This window comes from Pseudoduganella sp. S-14, from assembly GCF_049913285.1.
Lineage (GTDB): Bacteria > Pseudomonadota > Gammaproteobacteria > Burkholderiales > Burkholderiaceae_D > Rugamonas.
The window spans coordinates 3,072,860-3,094,401 of record NZ_CP183991.1; the positions used below are offsets into that span (position 1 = coordinate 3,072,860).

Genomic DNA, 21,542 nt, shown 5'->3' on the forward strand with positions numbered 1-21,542 from the left:
CTAGTGGAAGTTTATTATTACCGTATTGCAGCATAAAAAAGCCCTTGACCCTCCCGCGATGGGAAAGATTAAAGTGGCTTCGGTTTCACAGAAAAGGAGCAGTCATGAGTAACCGGGATGGATTCTTTGCAATGGTATCGCTGGCGCTGGGCGCGATCGCCCTGGCAGGCGTCCTGTATACCGACGAATACTCTTACGGCGCGCAAGTCGGTTTTGGCGCGGCGCCGGCGCACACCTTGCTGGCATCGGCCAGCTCGGAGGCTAAAGAATGACGGCGCAGGCGCCGGCGGACCTGAAGATCCGCGAACTGGAAGTGCGCGGGGCCCAGGGGCCGCTCGCCGCACGCCTGTACCTGGCCGGGAATTCGTCCGCCAAGCGCGATGCGCTGATCGTTTTCTTCCACGGTGGCGGCTTTGTGGCCGGCGACCTGGAGGAGGCGGACGAATTCCTGCGCCACCTGGTCGCGTGCAATCCAGCCCACGTGATCCTGGCCACCAATTACACCCTGGCCACGGTCAGTCCGTTTCCGGCGGCGGTGGAGGACGCCCACGCCGTGCTGGCTTGGGCCAAGAAGAACAAGGCCAAGCTGGCCTGGAGCGGCAAGCAGCTGCTGACCGCCGGCATCGAGGCCGGCGCCAACCTGGCAGCCGTGTCGGCGCTGATGGCGCGCGACCGCGGCGGCCCGGCCCTGGCAGGGCAGATCCTGATCATGCCGATGCTCGACCCGGGCCTGTCCACCTGTTCGATGCGCGAGCTGCCGAACTGTCCGGACCAGATGAAGGTAGCCAATAACTGCGCCGCCGCCTACCGCGGCTACCTGCCGAATGCCGCCGACCGCGCCCACCCTTACGCGTCGCCGTTGCAATCGAGCCGATTGAAGAATTTGCCGCCGGCCCTGATCCTGTCGGCCGAGGACGACCCCTTACGGGATGAAGCAGAACAATACGGGGCGAAACTGATCGCCTGCGGAGTAAAGACAACAGTCAGACGCATGCCACCGGCGCCATTGCAGGAGCCGGGAGCCAGGAATGAATGCGCGTGCAGGGGCTTTGCACTGAAAGAGATGGCCAGCTTTATCAGCGCCATCGACGAGGCGGAAACGCCTGCAGTGTAAGGCTGTATCAATAAAACAGAAGTTTAGAAAAAAGTGCCTGCGAGGCACATGGGCCCCTTTTTGCTCAAATTTCCCACTAATTTTCACCCCCAAGAGGTTAATAATGAAAAAGATGAATCCAATGTCCACTCTTGTGCGGCCGCTGGTTGCCGCATTGGCGATGGGCGGGCTGGCGGCGGCCATCCTGTCCGGTTGCAGCGCCAATAGCAAGCCGGCCGAAAGCCAGGGACCTGCCGCCGGCGGACCGCCAGTATCGGCAGCCGTCGTGGTGCAGAAGTCCGTCGCCGAAACCCAGGAATTCTCCGGCCGTATCGAAGCCATCGAGCACGTGGAAATCCGTCCACGCGTCAGCGGCTTCATTACGGCGGTGAACTTCAAGCCCGGCAGCGAGGTGAAAAAAGGGGATGTGCTGTTCGTGATCGATCCGCGTCCATTCCAGGCTGAAGCCAGCCGTGCCGACGCGGCCGCCAGTTCGGCGCGCGCGAAGGCCGACCTGGCCAAGCTGGAACTGGCCCGTGCCGAAAAGCTGCTGGCCGATAAAGCCATCGCGCAGCGCGAGTTCGACGAGCGTTCATCGGCACTGAAGGAACTGGACGCAACGGCCCGTGCCGCGGCCTCGGCTGCGGAAGCTGCGCGCCTGAACCTGTCCTATACCCAGGTCACGTCGCCGATCAACGGCCGCGTGTCGAAGGCAGAGATCACCCTCGGCAACCTGGTCGACCCGAACGCCGTGCTGACCAGCGTGGTTTCGCTCGACAAGATCTACGCCAGCTTTGACGGCGACGAAGACACCTTCCTGCGCGTCGGCGGCCAGGCCTACAAAGGCCAGCCGGTAGCAGTGAAGGTCGGCCTGGCCAACGAAGCGGGCTTCCCGCATGAGGGCAAGCTCGAATTCGTCGACAACCAGCTCGACACCCGTACCGGTTCCGTGCGCATGCGCGCCACCTTCGACAACAAGGACCGCGCGCTGGTGCCTGGCCTGTTCGCCCGCGTGCAGCTGGACGGCGGCACCGCCACCCAGCAAGCGGTGCTGATCAACGACCGCGCCGTCAGCACCGACCAGGACCGCAAGTTCGTGTACGTAGTCGGCGCCGGCAACAAGGCGGAATACCGTCCAGTGGTGCTGGGCCCGAACATCGAAGGCCTGCGCGTGGTGCGCAACGGCCTGAAACCAGGCGAGAAGATCGTCGTCAACGGCCTGCAGCGCGTGCGCCCTGGCGCGCCGATCACGCCTGAAATGGTCGACATGACCTTTGACCCGATGGCAGCCCAGAAAGTGGCCGCCGCCGATGCCAAGAAAACCAAGGAATAATCCATGAATTTTTCTCGCTTCTTTGTCGATAAACCGATCTTCGCGGCGGTTCTATCGATCATTGTCTTCGTAGCGGGCTTGATCTCGATCTTCAAGCTGCCCGTCTCCGAATACCCGGAAGTGGTGCCGCCATCCGTCGTGGTGCGCGCCGTCTACCCGGGCGCGAACCCGAAAGTGATTGCGGAAACCGTCGCCGCGCCGCTCGAAGAGCAGATCAACGGTGTCGAGAACATGCTGTACATGTCCTCGCAAAACACCTCCGATGGCGCGCTGATGCTGACCGTGACCTTCAAGATCGGCACCGACGTCGACAAGGCTGAAACCGCGGTGCAGAACCGCGTGCAGCGCGCCTTGCCACGCCTGCCGGAAGAAGTGCGCCAGATCGGCGTGACCACGGTAAAAAGCTCGCCGAACCTGACGATGGTGGTGCACCTGCTGTCGCCGAACGGCCGCTATGACGACCTGTACCTGCGCAATTACGGCGTGCTGAACGTGAAAGACCAGCTGGCCCGCATTCCAGGCATGGGCGACGTGCAGATCTTCGGCGCCGGCGACTACGCGATGCGCGTCTGGCTCGATCCGCAGAAGGTCGCTGGCCGCAACATGACCGCGTCCGACGTGGTCGATGCGATCCGCGAGCAGAACGTGCAGGTGGCTGCCGGCGTGATCGGCGCCGCACCGTCCAAATCGGCCGACTTCCAGCTGACCGTCAACACCCAGGGCCGTTTGAGCTCCGTCGAGGAATTCGGCGACATCATCGTCAAGACCAATGACGACGGCGCGCTGACCCGCCTGAAGGACGTGGCCCGTATTGAAATGGGCTCCAACAGCTACTCGCTGCGTTCGCTGCTGAACAACCATTCCGCAGTGGGCCTGGGCATCTTCGAAGCACCTAACAGCAATGCGCTGGAGCTGTCGGCCAACGTGCGCGCCAAGATGGAAGAGCTGAAGAAGGACTTCCCTGAAGGCGTTGCCTACGACATCGTGTATGACCCGACCCAGTTCGTGCGCGAGTCGATCAAGTCCGTGATCCACACCCTGCTGGAAGCAGTGGCGCTGGTGGTGATCGTGGTGATCATCTTCCTGCAGACCTGGCGTGCGTCGATCATCCCGCTGCTGGCGGTTCCCGTGTCGATCGTTGGTACCTTCGCGGTGATGATCGGCTTCGGCTTCTCGATCAATACGCTGTCGCTGTTCGGCCTTGTGCTGGCCATCGGTATCGTGGTCGACGATGCGATCGTGGTGGTGGAAAACGTCGAGCGTAATATCGCCAACGGCCTGTCGGCCCGCGATGCGACCATCCAGGCCATGAAGGAGGTGTCCGGCCCGATTATCGCTATCGCCCTGGTGTTGTGCGCCGTGTTCGTGCCGATTGCCTTCGTGTCCGGCCTGACCGGCCAGTTCTACCGCCAGTTCGCGCTGACCATCGCCATTTCCACCGTGATTTCGGCACTGTGCTCGCTGACCCTGGCCCCGGCCCTGTCGGCATCGCTGCTGCGCCCGCACGACGCTCCGAAAGACGCGCTGACCCGCGTGATGGACAAGATTTTCGGCCGCTTCTTCGCCTGGTTCAACCGCTTCTTCAACCGCGCTTCGCACAGCTATGAAACCGGCGTGCAGGGCGTGCTGAAGCGCAAGTCCGCATCCATCGTGGTATACTTGGTGCTGGCTGCTGCCGCAGGCATCATGTTCAAGGTCGTGCCGAGCGGCTTCGTGCCGGGCCAGGACAAGCAATACCTGGTGGGCTTCGCCCAATTGCCTGACGCCGCATCGCTGGAACGCACCGAGCAGGTGATCCGCAAGATGTCCGACATCGCCAAGGAAATCCCAGGCGTGGATGCTTCGGTTGCCTTCCCGGGCCTGTCGATCAACGGCTTCACCAATGCGCCGAACGCCGGTATCGTGTTCACCACGCTGAAGCCATTCCACGAGCGTACCGACCCGTCCCAATCGGGTGCGGCCATCGCAGCGGAGATCAACAAGCGCATGGGCGCCGTGCAGGATGCGTTCGTGATGGTGTTCCCGCCGCCGCCAGTCAACGGCCTGGGTACCACCGGCGGTTTCAAGTTGATGATCGAAGACCGTAACAACGCCGGCTACGACGCGCTGTACAAAGCCGTGCAGGAAATCCAGATGAAGGCATGGGGCGACAAGCGCCTGGCCGGTGTGTTCTCCAGCTTCCAGATCAATGTGCCGCAGCTGTTCGCGGACATCGACCGCGCCAAGGCCAAGCAACTGGGCGTGCCGCTGCAGACCATCTACCAGACCCTGCAGATCAACCTTGGCTCGCTGTACGTGAACGACTTCAACCAGTTTGGCCGCACCTACCAGGTGCGCGTGCAGGCGGATGCCCCGTTCCGTTCGCAAGCCGAGCAGATCGCGCAGCTGAAGGTCCGCAACAGCAAAGGCGAAATGATCCCTCTGTCGTCGCTGATGCGCGTGAAAGACAGCTACGGCCCTGACCGCGTAGAGCGCTACAACGCCTATGTATCGGCCGAGATCAATGGCGCTCCGGCTCCGGGCTTCTCGTCTGGCCAGGCCCAGGCCGCGCTGGAAGAAATCACCAAGGCGACCCTGCCGAAAGGCATGGGCTACGAATGGACCGAGCTGACTTACCAGGAAATCCTTGCCGGTAACACCATGATCTATGTGTTCCCGCTGTGCGTGCTGCTGGTGTTCCTGGTGCTGGCTGCCCAGTACGAATCGTGGACCCTGCCGCTGGCCGTGATCCTGATCGTGCCGATGTCGATCCTGTGCGCCCTGATCGGCGTCAAGCTGACCGGCGGCGACAACAACGTGTTCACGCAGATTGCCTTGTTCGTGCTGGTCGGGTTGGCGTCGAAGAACGCGATCCTGATCGTGGAGTTTGCGCGGGAACTGGAAGATCATGGCCGCACCATCCTGGAAGCGGCGCTGGAAGCCTGCCGCCTGCGTCTGCGCCCGATCCTGATGACCTCGATCGCCTTCATCATGGGTGTGGTACCGCTGGTGTTCTCGGTTGGTGCAGGTGCTGAAATGCGTCATGCAATGGGTGTGGCGGTGTTTGCCGGCATGCTGGGCGTGACCTTCTTCGGCCTGTTCCTGACCCCAGTGTTCTACGTCCTGCTGCGCACCCTGGCCAAGCGCCTTGAGAAGAAATCCCCGGCGGCGGATACCGCCCCGCAACTGGAAGGGACCCACTAATGAAAAGTATGATTGCAAAGGGCGTAGCCCCGCTGCTGGCAGCACTGCTGCTGACGGCATGCGCCGCGCCTGAATTCAAGCAACCGCAAGTCGACACCCCGACCGCCTTCAAGGAGTCGCCGGTGATGACTGCCGAAGACGGCACCAGCTGGAAGCCAGCCCAGAACGCCGAGCGCCAGCCACGCGGAGAATGGTGGCTGGCCTTCAGCGACCCGGCGCTGAATGAGCTGATCGCCGAAGCGACCCGCAACAACGCCAACCTGGCCGTGGCGGCTGCTCGCGTCAAGCAGGCACGCGCCATCGCAGGCATCGCCGAAGCGGACCGCATTCCGCAAATTGGCGTGGGCGTTGGCGCCCAGCGTGCCCGCAATTCGGCCCTGTCGCTCGGCGTGCCGGCCAGTACCGACATTGCGCCGCAGACCACTTACAACGCGAACCTGACGGCAAGCTATGAAGTGGACCTGTTCGGCCGCGTATCGAGCAATGTGGCCGCGGCCCGCGGCGACGCTGCGCAGGTGGAAGCGAATTACCGCTCCGTCCTGCTGTCGCTGCAAGCCGACGTGGCACAGACCTATTTCCGCCTGCGCGCCACGGACGCCGAATTGGCGACTGTGGAGCAGACGGTCCGTTTGCGCGAAGAGAGTGTAAAGGTCAACCAGCGCCGCTTCGACCTGGGCGACATCGGTGAATTCGACCTCTCCCGCGCCAAGACCGAGCTGTCGACCACCCGCTCGGAAGCGATCGGCCTGCAGCGCCGCCGCGCAACCACCGAGCATGCGCTGGCAGTCCTGCTGGGCAAGCCGGCAGCAGCCTACGCGGCAGGCAACAGCCCGCTGCTGGATTCGACGCTGCTGCCTGCGATCCCGACCGGCGTGCCGTCTGCGCTGCTGGAGCGCCGTCCTGACATCGCCGCCGCACAGAAGGCGATGGAAGCGTCGAATGCCCGCATCGGCGTCGCGCGTTCGGCCATGTTCCCGGCGCTGAACATCACTGCCAACGGTGGCGGCGCTGCCGGCCACTTCAGCGACGTGTTCAAGTGGAGCAGCCGCTCGTGGGTGCTGGGCGCCTTGCTGTCGATGCCCTTGATCGACGGCGGTCGTAACAGCAACAACGTCAAGCGCAGCGAAGCAGCCCTGGAAGAATCGGTCGCCGGCTACCGGCAGACCGTGCTGGGCGCCTTCGCCGAAGTGGAAGACAACCTGGCCGGCCTGCGCATCCTGGGCGGCCAGACCGCGCAGATCGACGAAGCCCTGGTGTCGGCCCGCCGTTCGGCCGACCTGGCGCAGAAGCTGTACGACGCCGGCCGTTCCAGCTACCTGGACCTGCTGGACGCACAGCGCAACCTGGCAGCCGTCGAACGCAGCGCAGTCCAACTGCGTGGCGATCGGGCGGTGACCACCGTAGCCCTGATTCGTTCCCTGGGCGGCGACTGGAACTGATTTAAATCGATCAGCCCTTAACGGCGCCCCGCATTCGCGGGCGCCGTTTTTTTTCGCCCCGTAAAGTCCACGTATAATGACGCGCTTTGGCTCGCATTCCTGATCAAATGCCTTTACTGCACAAGGTGACGATTTCATTGTTCACCGTTTTCGTCGTCGTCTGGTTTTACCTGGCCTTCTTCCCGGAACCTGTACTGAACAAGCAAGCGCTCGGGCCTGAAGCGAAAGACTTCGTCACCCATTCGCTGAAAGAGTTCTGCGCCGGCCTGTACACCGATGGCATCTGCCCGAAAATCGTGATCGCCGGTAAACAGCGATGGGTGGCGAGCACCTATCTTGGTGGCTCGGATATCCCGACCCAACAGACCGATAGCATCCTGGCGGGGCAGGGGTGGCATAAAATGCCGGCCGATTACGAACGGACGACGGTGTATTGCAAGCAAGGCTATTCTGCTCGCTACGACTACAAGGCTGACTATGTAGGTACCTTGTCGTTCGCTGCCGGCAGCCACGTCTGCGAAAAGATCGCCCGAGCAAACTAAGACCGCACCATTGCCACTGCACGCTTGCAAATCGGCCGGGATCAGCCTATGATTGTGACAAATGTCACACAAAGGCTAAAATGGTCACAAGCAGTTTGCTAAGCAGTATTCCCGGCACCTTACATGGATTCGGCAGCGCTTTCGCGCTTGTTCCGCTCGAACTGGCACCTGTCTGGGAGCTAAGGCCGGCAAAGCGCCAGGTGCACGGCACGCGCGTCGTCGCGATTCACGAGCCGCAGCAGCAGGCCGGTGAAGCGGATGGCTTCCACACCGCCGTGAGCGGCCTGCCGGTCAGCATCATCACAGCCGATTGCATACCTTTGCTGCTGGCACGCCGCGACGGCTCGCAGATCGGCGCAATTCACGCTGGCTGGCGCGGCCTTTACGACGGCATCATCCCCGCGGCGCTGGCCGAAATGGGAGAGGGGGCACCGATCGTTGCCGCAGTCGGCCCGACCATTTGCGCATCCTGCTACGAGGTTAGCGAAGAACTGGCAGAAGATTTCGCACAACGCTTCGATGCCTTGCCGCGCGACGTTGTATTGCCAACTTACCGCCATCTGGACCTGCGCGCAATCGCCGAACACCAATTGCGCGCCGCGGGTGTTGAAGAAATCGAACATGTCGGCGGCTGCACCTGCTGCGCCCGCAATGCCGCCGGCGAACCCATTTACCGCAGCTACCGGCGTGGCGACCGAGGGTCGCAAATGCACTCCGGCCTGTACCTCACCACCAAAGGAGAAAAATGAAGGTCATCGCATCTCTCATCCTGGCCGCCTTCGCGACCGTCGCCAACGCGCAAGACCGTAGCTGGAGCGCGCCGGAGAAGCCATTTACGATCTATGGCAACACCCACTACGTCGGCACCGCCGGCATCAGCGCTATCCTGGTCACCTCGCCGCAAGGCCACATCCTGGTCGACGGCACCACGGCCAAAGGCGCCGAAGTCGTGGCAGCCAACATCCGTACACTGGGCTACAAGCTTGAAGATGTGAAATATATCCTCAGCTCCCATTCGCATGAGGATCATGCGGGCGGCATCTCGGCGCTGCAAAAGCTGACCGGGGCCACTGTGCTGGCCGGCGCCGCCAACGTCGAAGCCATGCGCACCGGCGTTTCGCCGAAAATCGACCCGCAGTTCGGCAGCCTGTCGAACTTCCCTGGATCGGCAAAAGTGCGCGGAGTAGCCGACGGTGAAGTGATCAAACTGGGACCGTTGGCAGTGACAGCCCATAGCACCCCCGGCCATACCCCAGGCGGCACTTCCTGGACCTGGCAAACTTGCGAAGCAGGGCAGTGCAAGAATGTGGCGTTTGTCGACAGCGTGACGGCCGTCTCGGCTGACAGCTATCGCTTCACCGACCATCCCGAGGTTGTCGCCCAACTTCGTGGCAGCTTCACCACCGTCGAGAGCCTGCCCTGCGACATTGCCATTGCCGCGCATCCGGAAGTGAACGACATGTGGGGCCGCCAGCAGCGCGCAGCGAAAGAAGGCGGCGTCGCCTTCGTCGACGCAAAAGGCTGTCGCACCATCGTCGAAGCCGGCCGCAAGCGCTTGGAGAATCGCCTGGCGAGCGAAACGAACAAGTAGAGCGCTTGGGGAGCGCCGGCTTCCGGGATTTTGAAATGAAGAACTTGAAGGGATGGCGAAAAGTCGTGCGCGTTGGCGAAATAGCGGATGAGCAACGTTAGCTCCCTATCCGAGGGATGTGGAACGATACGTTTTTGATCGAGCGGCTGGAATCTGATTGGACACCGGAGACGGATATCCTATAAATTTTAAGAAGGATATCTCGTGCGATTTGCAGCACCGCCACCGAAAGACAAGCCACCACCGCGCCCGCCGACACAATGCCGGCCCGCACAACAATGGAATGAGGCGCCTACTTCCGCCGCCGACGATTGGTGTGAGGACACCACGGTGGCAGCTTCTGCCCGGCATGCAAGCCGCAGGCGTGGAAGACCCGACTATTGGATAGCCGATTGCGCTGGTTCGTTGCTTGATTTAAACGGCGCTTCGCCCGCTGAACGCAAAAAAGCCCGCCTGGTCAGCGGAGAACCCTGCCAGGCCGGGAAGAAAGATGCCGCGGTTGGTCCCCGCTCGGCCAGCGCGCCATTCCGGTTTGGAGGCGGATTCGGGAGGCGCGCCGGCGGCTGGGGAATCGGCAGTCTGGATTACTTAGCCGATGCGGCTTCCTTGGCAGCGGCTACTTCTTTGGATGCAGCGGTTTTTTTGGAGTGCTTGGTCTTTTTCACTTCCTTGGTGGTGCTCGAATGCTCGTGCGATGCGGCTGGCGCAGCAGCGGTGGCCGAGGAAGCTGGGGTCGCAGCTACGGCTGGGGTAGCAGGAGTTGCAGGAGTCGCCTTGCTGCCTTTTTCAGCAGGAACCGCCGGGGTAGCTGGAACAGCTGGAGTTGCTGGCGTTGCCGGAGCGGCTGCGGTAGCAGCAGGCATCGGGGCAGCGGCAGGCTTGGCTGCTTGGCCGCCGGCAGCCGGGGCTTGGGCGAAGGCAGCGGTTGCGAACAGGCCGGCGATCAGGGTGGCGATGGTCTTCTTCATGGTCAAGCTCCTCGGAGAGAATTGGGTGAGTCGTTTGGGGTGTCGTGCACTATTGCCGTGTCACTGAGCCTAATAACGATGCCAACGTCGCGCTAGTTGACGGTCTTTACACATGGTTACATCTGCCAAAACTGCTTACAAAGTGCGGCAGATAACCGAGCCCGCGCGGCGCCGCCCGTACAGTGCTCCTATGACTGACGCACTCAAGACTTACAAGGCGAAGCGGGACTTCAGCATTACGCCGGAACCCGCAGGGGGAGGCCAGCCAGGAGGGCGGCGGCTGGCCTTCGTTATCCAGAAACACTGGGCGCGGCGCCTGCACTATGACTTTCGCCTGGAGCTCGACGGCACGATGAAGAGCTGGGCAGTGCCAAAAGGCCCCAGCTACGACACCCACGACAAGCGTATGGCGGTGCACGTTGAGGACCATCCGATTTCGTATAACGAATTCGAGGGCACCATTCCCGAAAAACAGTACGGCGCTGGCAAGGTGATCATCTGGGACCGCGGTACCTGGGAACCGGTTGACGATCCGCGCAAGGGCTACCGCGCGGGCAAGCTGGTATTCAACCTGCACGGCCACAAAATGCATGGCCGCTGGGCCCTGGTGCGCATGCGCGGCAAAGGCGAGGACAAAGAGCCTTGGCTGCTGATCAAGGAGAAGGATGAATACGTCCGCCCTGCCGCTGAATTCAGCGTGGTGGACGAAATGCCGGACAGTGTCAAGGCGCTCGGTCCGGTGGCAGCCGTCCCGGTTGCGGAAAAGCCTGCAGCTCCGCGCGTCAAACGCCTGCCCAAGGAGCTGGAACCCGAGCTGGCGACCCTGGTCGACGGCCCGCCTGCCACGCCGGAGGACTGGCTGTTTGAGGTCAAATACGATGGTTACCGCCTGCTGGCCCGCATCGAAGGCGGCGACATCACCCTGCACACCCGCAATCGCAACGACTGGACGCACAAGCTTGAGCCATTGCGCGCGGCGCTGGCCAAGGCCAAGCTGCCGGACGGCTGGTACGACGGCGAAATTGTGGTCCACAACGAAGAAGGGCGCCCTGATTTCGGCCTGTTGCAGCAAGCCTTCGATGGCCAGCGGACAAAAGATATCGTCTACTTCCTGTTCGATGCCCCTTACCTTGATGGCGGGGACTTGCGTGGCCTGCCGCTTGAGGAGCGCCGCGTCAGGCTGGAGGCTGCAATGGCCAAGGTCAAGGGCGACACGGTGCGCCTGAGCGCCGTCCTGCACGCTTCTCCCGACGAAATGCTGGCCGCCGCCTGCAAGATGGGCCTGGAAGGAGTCATCGGCAAACGCCGCGACTCCACCTACACCGAGCGCCGCTCGCGGGACTGGATCAAGCTCAAATGCGCCCAGCGCCAGGAGTTCGTCATCGGCGGCTACACCGACCCGCAGGGCAGCCGTACCGGCATCGGTTCGCTGCTGCTCGGCGTCTATGGAAAGGATGGCGAGCTGCACTACGCCGGCAACGTCGGTACCGGATTCAATGACAAGACCCTGCGCGACCTTGCGGATAAACTGAAGCGCCTGAAGGCAGACGAAAGCCCGTTTGCTGCCAGCAAAGCCATTGGCCGCAAGGCGCACTGGGTCAAGCCGCAGCTGGTGGCGGAAGTCAGCTTCGGCGAATGGACGCGCGGCGGTTCGATCCGCCATTCCGTCTTCCAGGGCCTGCGCAAGGATAAGAAGGCCGGCGAAATCAGCCGCGAAGTGGCGGCCCACGTGGAGGAGGAAACCGTGCAAAGCATACTGCCCGCCTCACTCAAGGTAACCAATCCGGACCGGCTGGTCGACCCGGCCAGCGGCATGAAGAAGATCGACATGGTGCGCTATTACGCCCTGGTCGCCGACTTGATGCTGGAGCACACCAAGGGGCGTCCCGTGGCACTGCTGCGCGCGCCGGAAGGCGTTGGTGCCGAGCTGTTCTTCCAGAAGCACGCCGATGTCAGCAAGCTGAAAGGATTGAAGGAGTTTCCGCGCGAGCTGGACCCGGACCACCCGCCGATGCTGGAAGTGGCCTCCACCCAGGCACTGCTGGCGGCGGCCCAGTTCAATGTGATCGAATTCCACACGCAGAATGCGTTCGGCCGCACCTACGAGAAGCCAAACCGCATCCTGTTCGACCTCGACCCAGGCAGCGGCGTGGAATGGTCGCAGATCCAGGAGGCGGCGCAACTGGTGCATGCGTTCCTGGATGAGTTGGGGCTGCCGTGCTTCCTCAAGACCAGTGGCGGCAAGGGGCTGCACGTGGTGGTGCCGATCAAGCCATACTACGACTGGGATACGGTGAAAGCATTCAGCAAGCAGGTGGTGGAGCATATGGCGGCGACGTTGCCGGACAGGTTTGCGGTCAAGAGCGGACCGAAGAACCGGGTCGGGAAGATCTTTATCGATTACCTGCGAAATGGGCGTGGAGCGACAACCGTGGCCGCGTGGTCGGCCCGCGCCCGACCGGGGCTGGGCATATCGGTGCCCGTCGGCTGGGACGAACTGGCCAGCCTGCGTGGCGGCGATCATTGGACGGTGGCGACGGCGCATACGCGGCTCGACGTCGGCAATGCGCCCTGGGCGGATTACGCGAAAGCCGCCGTTGGCCTGGCGCCGGCGATGAAGGCGATCGGCGCGACAGGCTAGGCTAGGCGGCCTTGCGGCGCGTACTGGTGGATTTAGCGGTGGATTTGGCGGTGGACTTGGCCGGGCTGGCGCGCTTGGCGGCGGGCTTGGCCGACGCTGTGGAGCGCGAGGAACTGGTGCTGCGGGCCTTGCTCGCACCGGTGCTGGTGCTCCGGCGCGCGCGCGGTGCGCGTGTTGCGGCTTCTTCCTCGTCATCCTCCTCGCCGGCAGCATCAGCTTTGGTGCGGCCTTTCGATCCAAGGCTCTGCTTGAGCAGCGCCACCAGGTCCACCACATTGCTGGCTTTTGGCACCGGCGCTTCGCCGGTGGGCTCGGTGAGGGTATGGGTCTGGCCGGCTTTGACTTTTTTCTCGACCAGCTTGAGCACGTCCTCGCGGTAAGTGTCGTGGTACTCCTTGGGATTCCATTTTTCGCTCATTTCCTCGACCAGCGACAGGGCCATCTTCAGCTCCTTGTCGGTAATGCCGGAGTCGCCCGGCAGCTTGAGGTCTTCCGGATTGCGGATTTCGGTCGCGTAACGCAGCGTATTCATGATAATGCCGTCGCCGACCGAGACCAGGGCGCACAGGTGCTGGCGGGTGCGGATCACCACGGTGGCAATCGCGATCCTGCCAGCCTTGCTCAGTGTTTCGCGCAGCAGGGCATAGACCTTGTCGCCGCCGCGTCCAGGCGAGAGGTAGTAGGGCGTTTCATAGAAGGTCAGCGGAACCGAATCTGCATCGACGAAGGCCATGATGTCGATAGTCTGTGTCGCCTTGGGGTTCGCCAGCCGCAGGTCTTCGTCGCTGAGCACAACATACTCGCCATCGGAATACTCGTAGCCTTTGACGATATGGTCCCAGGTGACTTCCTTGCCGGTGCCCTTGTTGTAGCGCTTGAAGCCGATCGGCGAGAAGTCCCGCTTGTCCAGCATGGTCAGGTCCAGGTCGTGCGACTCCACTGCCTTGTGCAGCTCCACCGGGATATGCACCAGGCCGAAACTGATTGCGCCTTTCCAGAGTGCTCGTGCCATCTTTATTCTCCGATACTGCCGGTAATCGGCAAAACGATACCGGTGATATAGCTGGCGCAGGAAGGCGCGGCCAGGAAGACGAAGGCCGGCGAAATCTCTTCCGGCTGCGCAGGGCGATGCATATCGGTTTGCGAGCCGAATTCCTTGATCTTGTCGGGCGCTTGGTCGGCCGGGTTCAGCGGCGTCCACACCGGGCCGGGCGCCACGGCGTTGACGCGGATGCCTTTCTCCAGGAGGTTGGAAGCGAGCGACATCGTGAAGGCGTGGATCGCGCCCTTGGTGGTCGAGTAGTCGAGCAGTTTTTTCGAGCCGCGCAAGCCCACCACCGAGCCGGTATTCAGGATCGAACTGCCGCTTTTCATATGTGGCAGCGCCGCCTTGGCCATGTGGAAGTAGCCGTAGATATTGGTCTTCATGGTCAGGTCGAAGCGCTCTTCCGACAAGTCCTCAAGCGAGCCGGCGTGCTCCTGGAAAGCGGCGTTGTTGACCAGGATGTCGACCTTGCCGAAGCCCCGCAGGACGTCGTCGATGGCCTGGCGGCAGAAGGCCGGATCGCGCACATCGCCAGGGATCAGGATGCAGCGCTGGCCCTCGGCCTCGATGTATTTCCTGGTTTCTTCCGCATCTTCCTGCTCCTCGGCCAGGTAGACCAGCGCGACATCGGCGCCTTCGCGGGCATACAGCACGGCTACCGCGCGGCCGATGCCGGAGTCGCCGCCCGTAATCACTGCGGACATGCCTGCCAGCTTGCCGCTGCCGCAATAGCCTGGCGCCATGAATTGCGGCTTCAGTTGCATCTGATGTTCAAGGCCCGGTTTTTCCAGGTGCTGTTCAGGCAGCGGAGGCGCGGGAAAATCGTGGGTCCCGGCTTGCGCAGGCTGCTTCTTTTCCTCAGCCTTTGGCCGGGCCGCATCGCGCTGGTCCTGTTCTTGCTGGACGGTGCGCTGTTCGCTGCCCGCGCCAGTCTTTTGCTGCGAATTCGACATGGCTTCCTCCTGTGCTCGGAAGTCCAGTATTCGCCCGAGCAACGTTGCTAACCGTGCGTTGCCACACATAATAGGGATGTTGTGCGGTGTGAACTTGTGGCAAACTAGTCCACATGCCTAATGCTGCGGGCCGCCGTCATCGGACCGGCCTTTTCCTCCATCCCGATCCCGCGCGACGCCAGGATTTCATGGCGGCTTGCGCTGAGTCGTTCGAGCGTTTGCTGACTGCGGACAGCATTGCCAGCGCGCGCTATGCAATGGCGCATAACAAGATTTCCCTGCTCATCATCGACCTCGATGGCCCTGCAATGGCGGCCGGCAACGAGCTGGCTGCGCTGGTGCGCAGCCGCGCCGGCGCGCCGGTCCTGGTGCTGTGCCCGTATACCCGTTCCTCGACCATGGCTGAGTTGATGGCGCAAGGACCGCTGGCTTACCGCATCACACCCATCGCACCGGAACAACTCCGCGAGGCCGTGACTGCGCTGCTGGCGCCCGCTGCCAATACCAAGGCGTCGACTCAGCAGCACTTGCTGGACCTGGAAGCGGACCTGAACGACCTGCTGGCGATCCAGCGCAGCTTGCAGCGTGCACTCTACGGTTCGGAAGAAGTTGAGCGGATGGGCGCCCGCATCTGCAATGCACTGTGCAGTTATCCCGGTATTTGCCATGCATCCTTGCTGCAGGCGGTTGATGAGGGGGCGCTGCGGCTGGTGGCCCAGGATGGACGCGTCGACCTCGATATCAAGGAAGTGCTGGGCGGGCGCGATGAGCTGCTGGAAGCGCCTGTGCGCCGCGGTGAAATGGTGCTGCTTGATGCGCCGTCCAAAGCTGGCGAGCCGGAGCTGACCGAAATGCTGGAAGAGCAGGGCGTGCACATGCTGCTGGCCTTCCCCTTGCGCGGCGAACCCGGCGGTCCGTTGCTGGGCGCCATCTGCATGCTGTTCGACCGGCCCCTGGTCATGAGCCGCGAACATTTCAGCTGCTTCGGTTCGGCCGCGCAACTGATCAGCTTTGGCATGGTGATGAGCGACCTGCGCCAGCAGAACAATGCGCTGGGCCTGGAAATCACCCAGATCACGCCGTTCGATGGCCTGACTGGCGTTTCCAACCGGCGCCAGGGCGAGCAGGTGCTCGACAGCGAAGTCCGGCGTGCGCGCCGCTATGCCGTGCCACTGGCGGCAATCGCTTTCGACCTCGATGGCTTCCGCGCCATCAATGATCTGCACGGCTATACGACGGGCGACCGCGCGCTGGCCGTGCTGTCCGCCACGGTCCAGGCGCGCCTGCGCAACTCGGACACGATTGCCCGCATGCGCGGTGAACAATTCATGATCATTGCCACGCATACCGTGGCGATCGACGCCTACAAGCTGGCCGAAGAATTGCGCGAGACAATTGCCGCCACCGAGCTGCCGGGCGGCGACATGGTCACCGCCAGCTTCAGCGTGGCCCAGCTCGCGCCCGACGAAGGCGCTTCCGAGCTGGTGACGCGGCTGGAGGCTGCGCTGCACCGCGCCAAGCGGGCAGGACGCAATTGCGTCGAACTGGCCATGGCACGCTAAAAAGGCGGCGGCTCACGTTGGCAAGCCGCCGCAAAGCACGATAGATAGATGATGATCGTCATCCACGTGTGATATATTACATCCATAATAAAAATAATCAAGGAGAAGATCATGCGTGTCAGTAGGGAACAAGCGGCGCTTAACCGCGAACGCATTGTTGAAACGGCATCCCGGCTATTCCGGGAAAAGGGCTATGACGGCATCGGCGTGGCCGACCTGATGAAAAGCGCCGGCCTGACCCACGGCGGCTTTTATGGCCACTTCGCCTCGAAGGAAGACTTGCTGGCCGAAGCGTTCGGCAAGGCAATGGAAAACTCCGCCAAGCGCTGGCGCGAGCTGCTGGCCGAGCAGCCGGCCAATCCACGCGCCGCACTGGCGCATATGTACCTGACTGCCAAGCATCGCGACAACCCGGGCAAGGGCTGCGCACTGGCGTCGCTTGGTCCCGATGTCTCTCGAGTGGGGCCGGACGTGCGGCATGCGATGGATGAGAGCTTCCAGGTGCAGCTCGAGGCGCTGGCGCAGGCACTGCCTGGCGAGCCGGCGCAGGCGCGGCGCGATGCCATTGCCACATACGCTGCCATGATTGGCGGCCTGGTACTGGCCCGTTCAGTAGCGGATAAAGAGCAGTCCGACGAAATCCTGGCAGCGGTATTGTCCTCCCTGGAACAGGAGCGCTGATGCTGGCCTGGCTGCGACACTACCGGCGCGCGATGCTGCCGGGCGATATCAGTGCGGGCATCGTGGTGGCGATGATGATGATCCCGCAAGGCATGGCTTATGCGCTGGTGGCCGGCTTGCCGCCGGTGACCGGCATCTACGCCAGCATCCTGCCGCCGGTGATCTACGCGGTATTCGGCACCAGCATGACGCAATCGGTGGGGCCGATGGCCATTGTGTCGCTGATGACGGCGGCGATTATCGGCCCGATGGCGCCTGCCGGTTCCGGCCTGTATTCGGTGCTGGCTGCGCAACTGGCGCTGGTGGCCGGGGCGGTGCTGCTGCTGTGCGGCCTGCTGCGGCTTGGCTTCCTCGCCAATTTCTTCTCGCGCCCCGTGATGAGCGGCTTTACAGTAGGTTCGGCGCTGGTGATCGCCTGGGGACAGCTCAAGCCTTTGCTGGGCGCCGAACTGCCGCACTGGCACGGACCGAGCGCGGTCCTTGGCCTTGGCTCCGTGCTGCTGCTTGTGCTGTCGCGCGGCCACCTGGCGCGCCTGCTGCGCTCTCTTGGCATGAAACCGGCCCACGCCGACATGGCGACGCGACTGGCGCCGATGCTGGTCGTGATGCTTGGCCTGCTGCTGGTGCAGGTGCTGGGACTGGAAGCGATGGGCGTGAAAACCACGGGCCAGGTGCCGAGCGGCTTGCCGCAACTGAACCTGGCCATGTCGCAAGCGCATTGGCAGCAGCTCGTGAAGCCGGGCCTGCTGGTCGGCTTTGTGATCTTCATCATGAGCATGTCGGCAGCGCAGTCGCTGGCCTTGAAGCGCAACGAAAAGCTGGTCAGCAATCATGAGCTGATCGGCCTGGGTGCTGCCAACGTGGCCAGCATGATATCGGGCGCTTTCCCCGTCACCGGCAGCATGTCGCGCTCCGCGGTGAATTTTGCGGCCGGCGCGCAAACGCCATTGGCCAGCATTGTCACCGCCGGCTTGCTGTCCCTGGCGCTGGTGGCCCCAACCGGCTGGCTGGCCCTGCTGCCGATGCCGGTGCTGGCCGCAACCATCATCGTCGCCGTGCTGGGCATGCTGGAACTGGGTACCCTGCGCACGGCCTGGCGCTATGACCGCGGCGATGCATTGGCCTGGTTTGCCAGTGCGGCAGGCGTGGTGGCACTGGGCGTGGAAGCGGGCGTGCTGGTGGGCGTGGCGCTGTCGATGGGGACCCTGATCTGGCGCGCCAGCCGGCCGCATATCGCGGTGCTGGGCCGCATCGCAGGCACCGAGCATTTCCGCAATATCGAGCGCTATCCTGCCGAGACCCGGCCGGAGCTGCTGGCATTGCGCATTGATGCCAACCTGTTTTTCGGGAATGTGGAAGCGGTGCAGGAGCGCATCGAGGACGAGTTGCGCAGCCATCCGGCCGCGCGCCACCTGGTGCTGGTGATGACGGCGGTCAGCTCGATCGATACGTCGGCGCTGTTCGCGCTGTCGGAGTTGAACCAGAGCCTGGCGCGGCGCGGCATCGGCTTCCACCTGGCCGAGGTCAAAGGTCCGGTGATGGACCGGCTGCGCCAGTCCGACCTGCTGCAAACGCTGAATGGCCAGGTCTTTCTCAGTATCGACATCGCCGACAAGCATTTGCGGTAGCCTGCGGATCGGGCATGGGCGCCGCCTCGGTAGATTCCATCCGCTGCCTGATACGTTCCGGCACAATCGCGCCATTGACGCCGCCAGTCCTTTGGCCGTAAGGTACACTCCCGGAACCGTTACCAACCTGAGCTTCGGGAGCACCATGAAACAGATTGTCGCAGCACTCGCCATCGCAGCAGCCTTCAGTTCTCCATCCTTTGCAGCAGCCAAACCCGGTAGTGCCGACGCCCGTTTCACCGCCATCCACCAGGCGGAGTGGAAGTGGCGCCTGCAGCAAAGGCTGGAAGACGATGAGGACGATGTGCGCGGCGTCGAGAGCAGGCTGCCGAACGTCAGCCTGGCGGTGCAACTGGAGCGCCAGAAGAAATGGGAAGAGACGCTGCGCCAACTCGAAAGCATCAAGCCCGAACAGCTTTCGAACAAGGAGCGCATCAACTACCAGGTGTACCGCGCGCAGGTCGCGGCGCTGCTGGATAACCAGCGCTTCCGCGAATACGAAAAACCGCTGAACGCCGATTCTTCGTTCTGGGGCAACCTGGCCGGCGAGGCGCGCAAGTCCTTCCGCACGGCCGAAGACTATCGCAACTACGTGGCGCAGCTGAACGACGTGCCGCGCTACTTCAGCGAGGAGATCGCCAATATGCGCGCTGGCCTGGCGCGCGGCTTCACGCCACCGAAGATCACGCTGGAAGGCCGCGACAAGTCGATCACCTCGGTCACCGAAGCGAAGCCGGAAGACGTGGTGTTCTTCAAGCCATTCAAGGAAATGCCGAACGTGATCCCGGCTGCCGAACAGGAAGCGCTGAAGGCGCAGGGCTTGCAGGCGATACGCGAAAAAGTCATCCCGGCCCACGCGGCGCTGCTGAAATTCATGCGCGAGGAATACGTCCCGAAAGCCAAGGAATCCCTGGCGGCCGAGAGCTACCCTGACGGCAAGGCGTATTACCAATCGAAGATTGTCGAATTCACGACCACCAACCTGACGGCCGACCAGATCCACCAGATCGGCCTGGACGAGATGGCGAAGATCCGGGCCGAGATGCAGGAGGTGATGAAGCAGGTCGGCTTCAAGGGCGACCTGCCGGCCTTCCTGCAGTTCCTGCGCACCGATCCGCAGTTCTATGCCAAGACGCCGGAGGAACTGCTGATGCGCGCAGCCTGGATCGCCAAGAAGTTCGACGGCAAGGTGGCCGACTACTTCGGCCGCCTGCCGCGCAGCCGCTTCGCCATCATCCCGGTGGCGCCGGAAATCGCACCGTTCTACACCTCGGGACGCGGCGGACCCGGCGGCTACTGGGTCAACACCTACAACCTGCCGGCCCGCCCGCTGTATTCGCTGCCGGCGCTGACGCTGCATGAATCGGCGCCGGGCCACGCCTTCCAGATGCCGATCGCGCTGGAGCAGAAGGGGCGTCCGCCATTCCGCAATGCCTATATCTCCGCTTATGGCGAGGGCTGGGCGCTGTATTCCGAGCGCCTGGGCAGCGAGATGGGCATCTACGAGACGCCATATGAAGTGTTCGGCATGCTGAGCTACCAGGCCTGGCGCGCCTCGCGCCTGGTAGTGGACACCGGCGTGCACGCCAAAGGCTGGACCCGCGAACAGGCGCAGAAGTACCTGATGGAGAATACCGCGCTGTCCTCGCACGAAATCATGACCGAGGTCGATCGCTATATCTCGTGGCCGGGCCAGGCCCTGTCCTACTACCTGGGCGAGATGGCGATCTTCGAAGCGCGCAAGAAGGCGGAGCAGGCACTGGGCAGCAAGTTCGACATCCGCGCCTTCCACGACACCATCCTGGAACTGGGTTCGGTGCCGCTGCCGGTGCTGCAGGCGCGCATCGATGAATTCATCGCCGGCGGCGGCAAGAGCCCTTATCCGAAAGAATAGGCGCACCTGCGTGGTGCATTGCCTTATGCTGGTGCAAAAAAAGTGAGAAAATCACTTGAAATTACTGGCATGAGTCTTGCAAATATAGGTCACATGACTGATCGCACTACGCTTACCGTAACAAACCAGGGGAACCGTCCTATCCAGGTCGGCTCCCATTTCCACTTTTTTGAAGTCGATTCGGCGCTGCAGTTCGAGCGCTGGAAGGCTTATGGCATGCGGCTCGATATCGCGCCGGGAACGGCGCTGCGTTTCGAGCCTGGCAAGGCGCAAACCATCACGCTGGTGCGCCTTGAGGGGGATGCGGAGGTGGCCGGCTTCAGCGCTGGCGCAAGACGATAGGCGCCATCAGTTCGGGATGCTTGCCGAGGTGGCCTTGGAAACCGGTGCGAATGGCCGCCATGTCCTGTTCTTCATCGCCGGTCATCCACACGTGCTCGGTCAGGCCCAGGGTCTTGTTCGGGAAGTCGATGTACACCAGCACCAGCGGGACCTTGGCGGCCAGCGCCAACTGGTAGAAGCCGCTTTTCCAGTAAGGCTTGTAGCCGCGCGTGCCTTCCGGCGTGATGCCGACCCAATACCAGTCTTCCTTCATCATCGCATCGGCCTGGGCCTGGATCAGGCCTTGCGGCGCACTGCGGTTGACCGGGGCGCCGCCGAGGTAGTAGAACCAGCGGCCCAGCAGTGGAATCTTGAACAGGCTGTCCTTGGCCAGCCAGCGGAACGGCAGGTTCAGCGCCCATTTGCCGAGCAAGCCAATGATGAAGTCCCAGTTCGAGGTGTGCGGGTAAACCACGGCAATGCCGCGCGGCCCCGGCAGCGGTCTGAACTTCATCTGCCAGCCGAAAGCATGCAACAGGCGCAAGGCGACGCGCTGCTTTAGTGTTGGCAGTTTGTCCGCCTCTAGCTTATATTGATCCATGCCTTCCCCATTGTTTTAATTGCACCATTAAGCGTTTGTAACTTCTGGTGCTGAAAATTTGTGCGGC

The 21,542-nt window shown here is 62.6% G+C and carries 18 protein-coding genes; 14 read left to right on the forward strand and 4 right to left on the reverse strand.

Annotated elements, in window-relative coordinates; genetic code table 11:
- Positions 1 to 104 precede the first annotated feature (104 nt).
- From ACN9MZ_RS14140 to blaSMB, 8 genes are all read left to right on the forward strand, one after another.
- On the forward strand, positions 105 to 272 hold the full coding sequence (locus ACN9MZ_RS14140) for a hypothetical protein (RefSeq protein ID WP_156397870.1): 168 nt from the start codon (positions 105 to 107) through the stop codon (positions 270 to 272).
- Positions 269 to 1,114 (forward strand): alpha/beta hydrolase, encoded by an 846-nt coding sequence (locus tag ACN9MZ_RS14145; protein ID WP_426342721.1) that lies wholly within the window; start codon positions 269 to 271, stop codon positions 1,112 to 1,114. The genes ACN9MZ_RS14140 and ACN9MZ_RS14145 overlap by 4 nt, the downstream gene beginning before the upstream one ends.
- Before the next feature lie 103 nt (positions 1,115 to 1,217).
- Positions 1,218 to 2,426 (forward strand): efflux RND transporter periplasmic adaptor subunit, encoded by a 1,209-nt coding sequence (locus ACN9MZ_RS14150; RefSeq protein WP_426342722.1) that lies wholly within the window; start codon positions 1,218 to 1,220, stop codon positions 2,424 to 2,426.
- Positions 2,427 to 2,429: 3 nt separating this feature from the next.
- On the forward strand, positions 2,430 to 5,609 hold the full coding sequence (locus tag ACN9MZ_RS14155; RefSeq protein WP_426342723.1) for an efflux RND transporter permease subunit: 3,180 nt from the start codon (positions 2,430 to 2,432) through the stop codon (positions 5,607 to 5,609).
- Positions 5,609 to 7,048, forward strand: a complete 1,440-nt coding sequence (locus ACN9MZ_RS14160) for an efflux transporter outer membrane subunit (protein ID WP_426342724.1) — start codon at positions 5,609 to 5,611, stop codon at positions 7,046 to 7,048. The genes ACN9MZ_RS14155 and ACN9MZ_RS14160 overlap by 1 nt, the downstream gene beginning before the upstream one ends.
- Positions 7,049 to 7,155: 107 nt before the next feature.
- Complete coding sequence (locus ACN9MZ_RS14165) at positions 7,156 to 7,590, forward strand: hypothetical protein (RefSeq protein ID WP_426342725.1); 435 nt, start codon at positions 7,156 to 7,158, stop codon at positions 7,588 to 7,590.
- An 80-nt stretch (positions 7,591 to 7,670) separates the two neighbouring features.
- Complete coding sequence (locus tag ACN9MZ_RS14170) at positions 7,671 to 8,339, forward strand: polyphenol oxidase family protein (RefSeq protein WP_426342726.1); 669 nt, start codon at positions 7,671 to 7,673, stop codon at positions 8,337 to 8,339.
- On the forward strand, positions 8,336 to 9,181 hold the full coding sequence (gene blaSMB / locus ACN9MZ_RS14175) for an SMB-1 family subclass B3 metallo-beta-lactamase (RefSeq protein WP_426342727.1): 846 nt from the start codon (positions 8,336 to 8,338) through the stop codon (positions 9,179 to 9,181). The genes ACN9MZ_RS14170 and blaSMB overlap by 4 nt, the downstream gene beginning before the upstream one ends.
- A gap of 584 nt (positions 9,182 to 9,765) precedes the next feature.
- Here the strand turns inward: blaSMB and ACN9MZ_RS14180 are convergent.
- On the reverse strand, positions 9,766 to 10,149 hold the full coding sequence (locus ACN9MZ_RS14180; RefSeq protein ID WP_426342728.1) for a hypothetical protein: 384 nt from the start codon (positions 10,147 to 10,149) through the stop codon (positions 9,766 to 9,768).
- Positions 10,150 to 10,339: 190 nt separating this feature from the next.
- Between ACN9MZ_RS14180 and ligD the strand changes: the two genes are divergently transcribed.
- Positions 10,340 to 12,790 (forward strand): DNA ligase D, encoded by a 2,451-nt coding sequence (gene ligD, locus ACN9MZ_RS14185; protein WP_426342729.1) that lies wholly within the window; start codon positions 10,340 to 10,342, stop codon positions 12,788 to 12,790.
- A 1-nt stretch (position 12,791) separates the two neighbouring features.
- On the opposite strand, the gene ACN9MZ_RS14190 is transcribed toward ligD, so the two are convergent.
- Complete coding sequence (locus ACN9MZ_RS14190) at positions 12,792 to 13,802, reverse strand: Ku protein (protein WP_426342730.1); 1,011 nt, start codon at positions 13,800 to 13,802, stop codon at positions 12,792 to 12,794.
- Between the two features lie 2 nt (positions 13,803 to 13,804).
- Positions 13,805 to 14,788, reverse strand: coding sequence for an SDR family oxidoreductase (locus ACN9MZ_RS14195; protein ID WP_426342731.1), 984 nt, complete (start codon positions 14,786 to 14,788; stop codon positions 13,805 to 13,807).
- Between the two features lie 188 nt (positions 14,789 to 14,976).
- Between ACN9MZ_RS14195 and ACN9MZ_RS14200 the strand changes: the two genes are divergently transcribed.
- From ACN9MZ_RS14200 to ureB, 5 genes are all read left to right on the forward strand, one after another.
- Positions 14,977 to 16,350 (forward strand): diguanylate cyclase, encoded by a 1,374-nt coding sequence (locus tag ACN9MZ_RS14200; protein ID WP_426342732.1) that lies wholly within the window; start codon positions 14,977 to 14,979, stop codon positions 16,348 to 16,350.
- A 111-nt stretch (positions 16,351 to 16,461) separates the two neighbouring features.
- On the forward strand, positions 16,462 to 17,031 hold the full coding sequence (locus ACN9MZ_RS14205; protein ID WP_426342733.1) for a TetR/AcrR family transcriptional regulator: 570 nt from the start codon (positions 16,462 to 16,464) through the stop codon (positions 17,029 to 17,031).
- Positions 17,031 to 18,659 carry a SulP family inorganic anion transporter gene (locus ACN9MZ_RS14210; protein ID WP_426342734.1) on the forward strand — a complete coding sequence of 543 codons (1,629 nt, stop codon included), beginning with the start codon at positions 17,031 to 17,033 and terminating at the stop codon, positions 18,657 to 18,659. The genes ACN9MZ_RS14205 and ACN9MZ_RS14210 overlap by 1 nt, the downstream gene beginning before the upstream one ends.
- Before the next feature lie 145 nt (positions 18,660 to 18,804).
- The gene (locus ACN9MZ_RS14215) at positions 18,805 to 20,553 is read left to right on the forward strand and encodes a DUF885 domain-containing protein (RefSeq protein WP_426342735.1); all 1,749 of its coding nucleotides are present in this window, start codon (positions 18,805 to 18,807) and stop codon (positions 20,551 to 20,553) included.
- Between the two features lie 69 nt (positions 20,554 to 20,622).
- On the forward strand, positions 20,623 to 20,895 hold the full coding sequence (ureB, locus tag ACN9MZ_RS14220) for an urease subunit beta (protein WP_426342736.1): 273 nt from the start codon (positions 20,623 to 20,625) through the stop codon (positions 20,893 to 20,895).
- Here the strand turns inward: ureB and ACN9MZ_RS14225 are convergent.
- Positions 20,873 to 21,475 carry a 1-acyl-sn-glycerol-3-phosphate acyltransferase gene (locus ACN9MZ_RS14225; RefSeq protein ID WP_426342737.1) on the reverse strand — a complete coding sequence of 201 codons (603 nt, stop codon included), beginning with the start codon at positions 21,473 to 21,475 and terminating at the stop codon, positions 20,873 to 20,875. The two genes, ureB and ACN9MZ_RS14225, sit on opposite strands and share 23 nt — an antisense overlap.
- Positions 21,476 to 21,542: the final 67 nt, after the last annotated feature.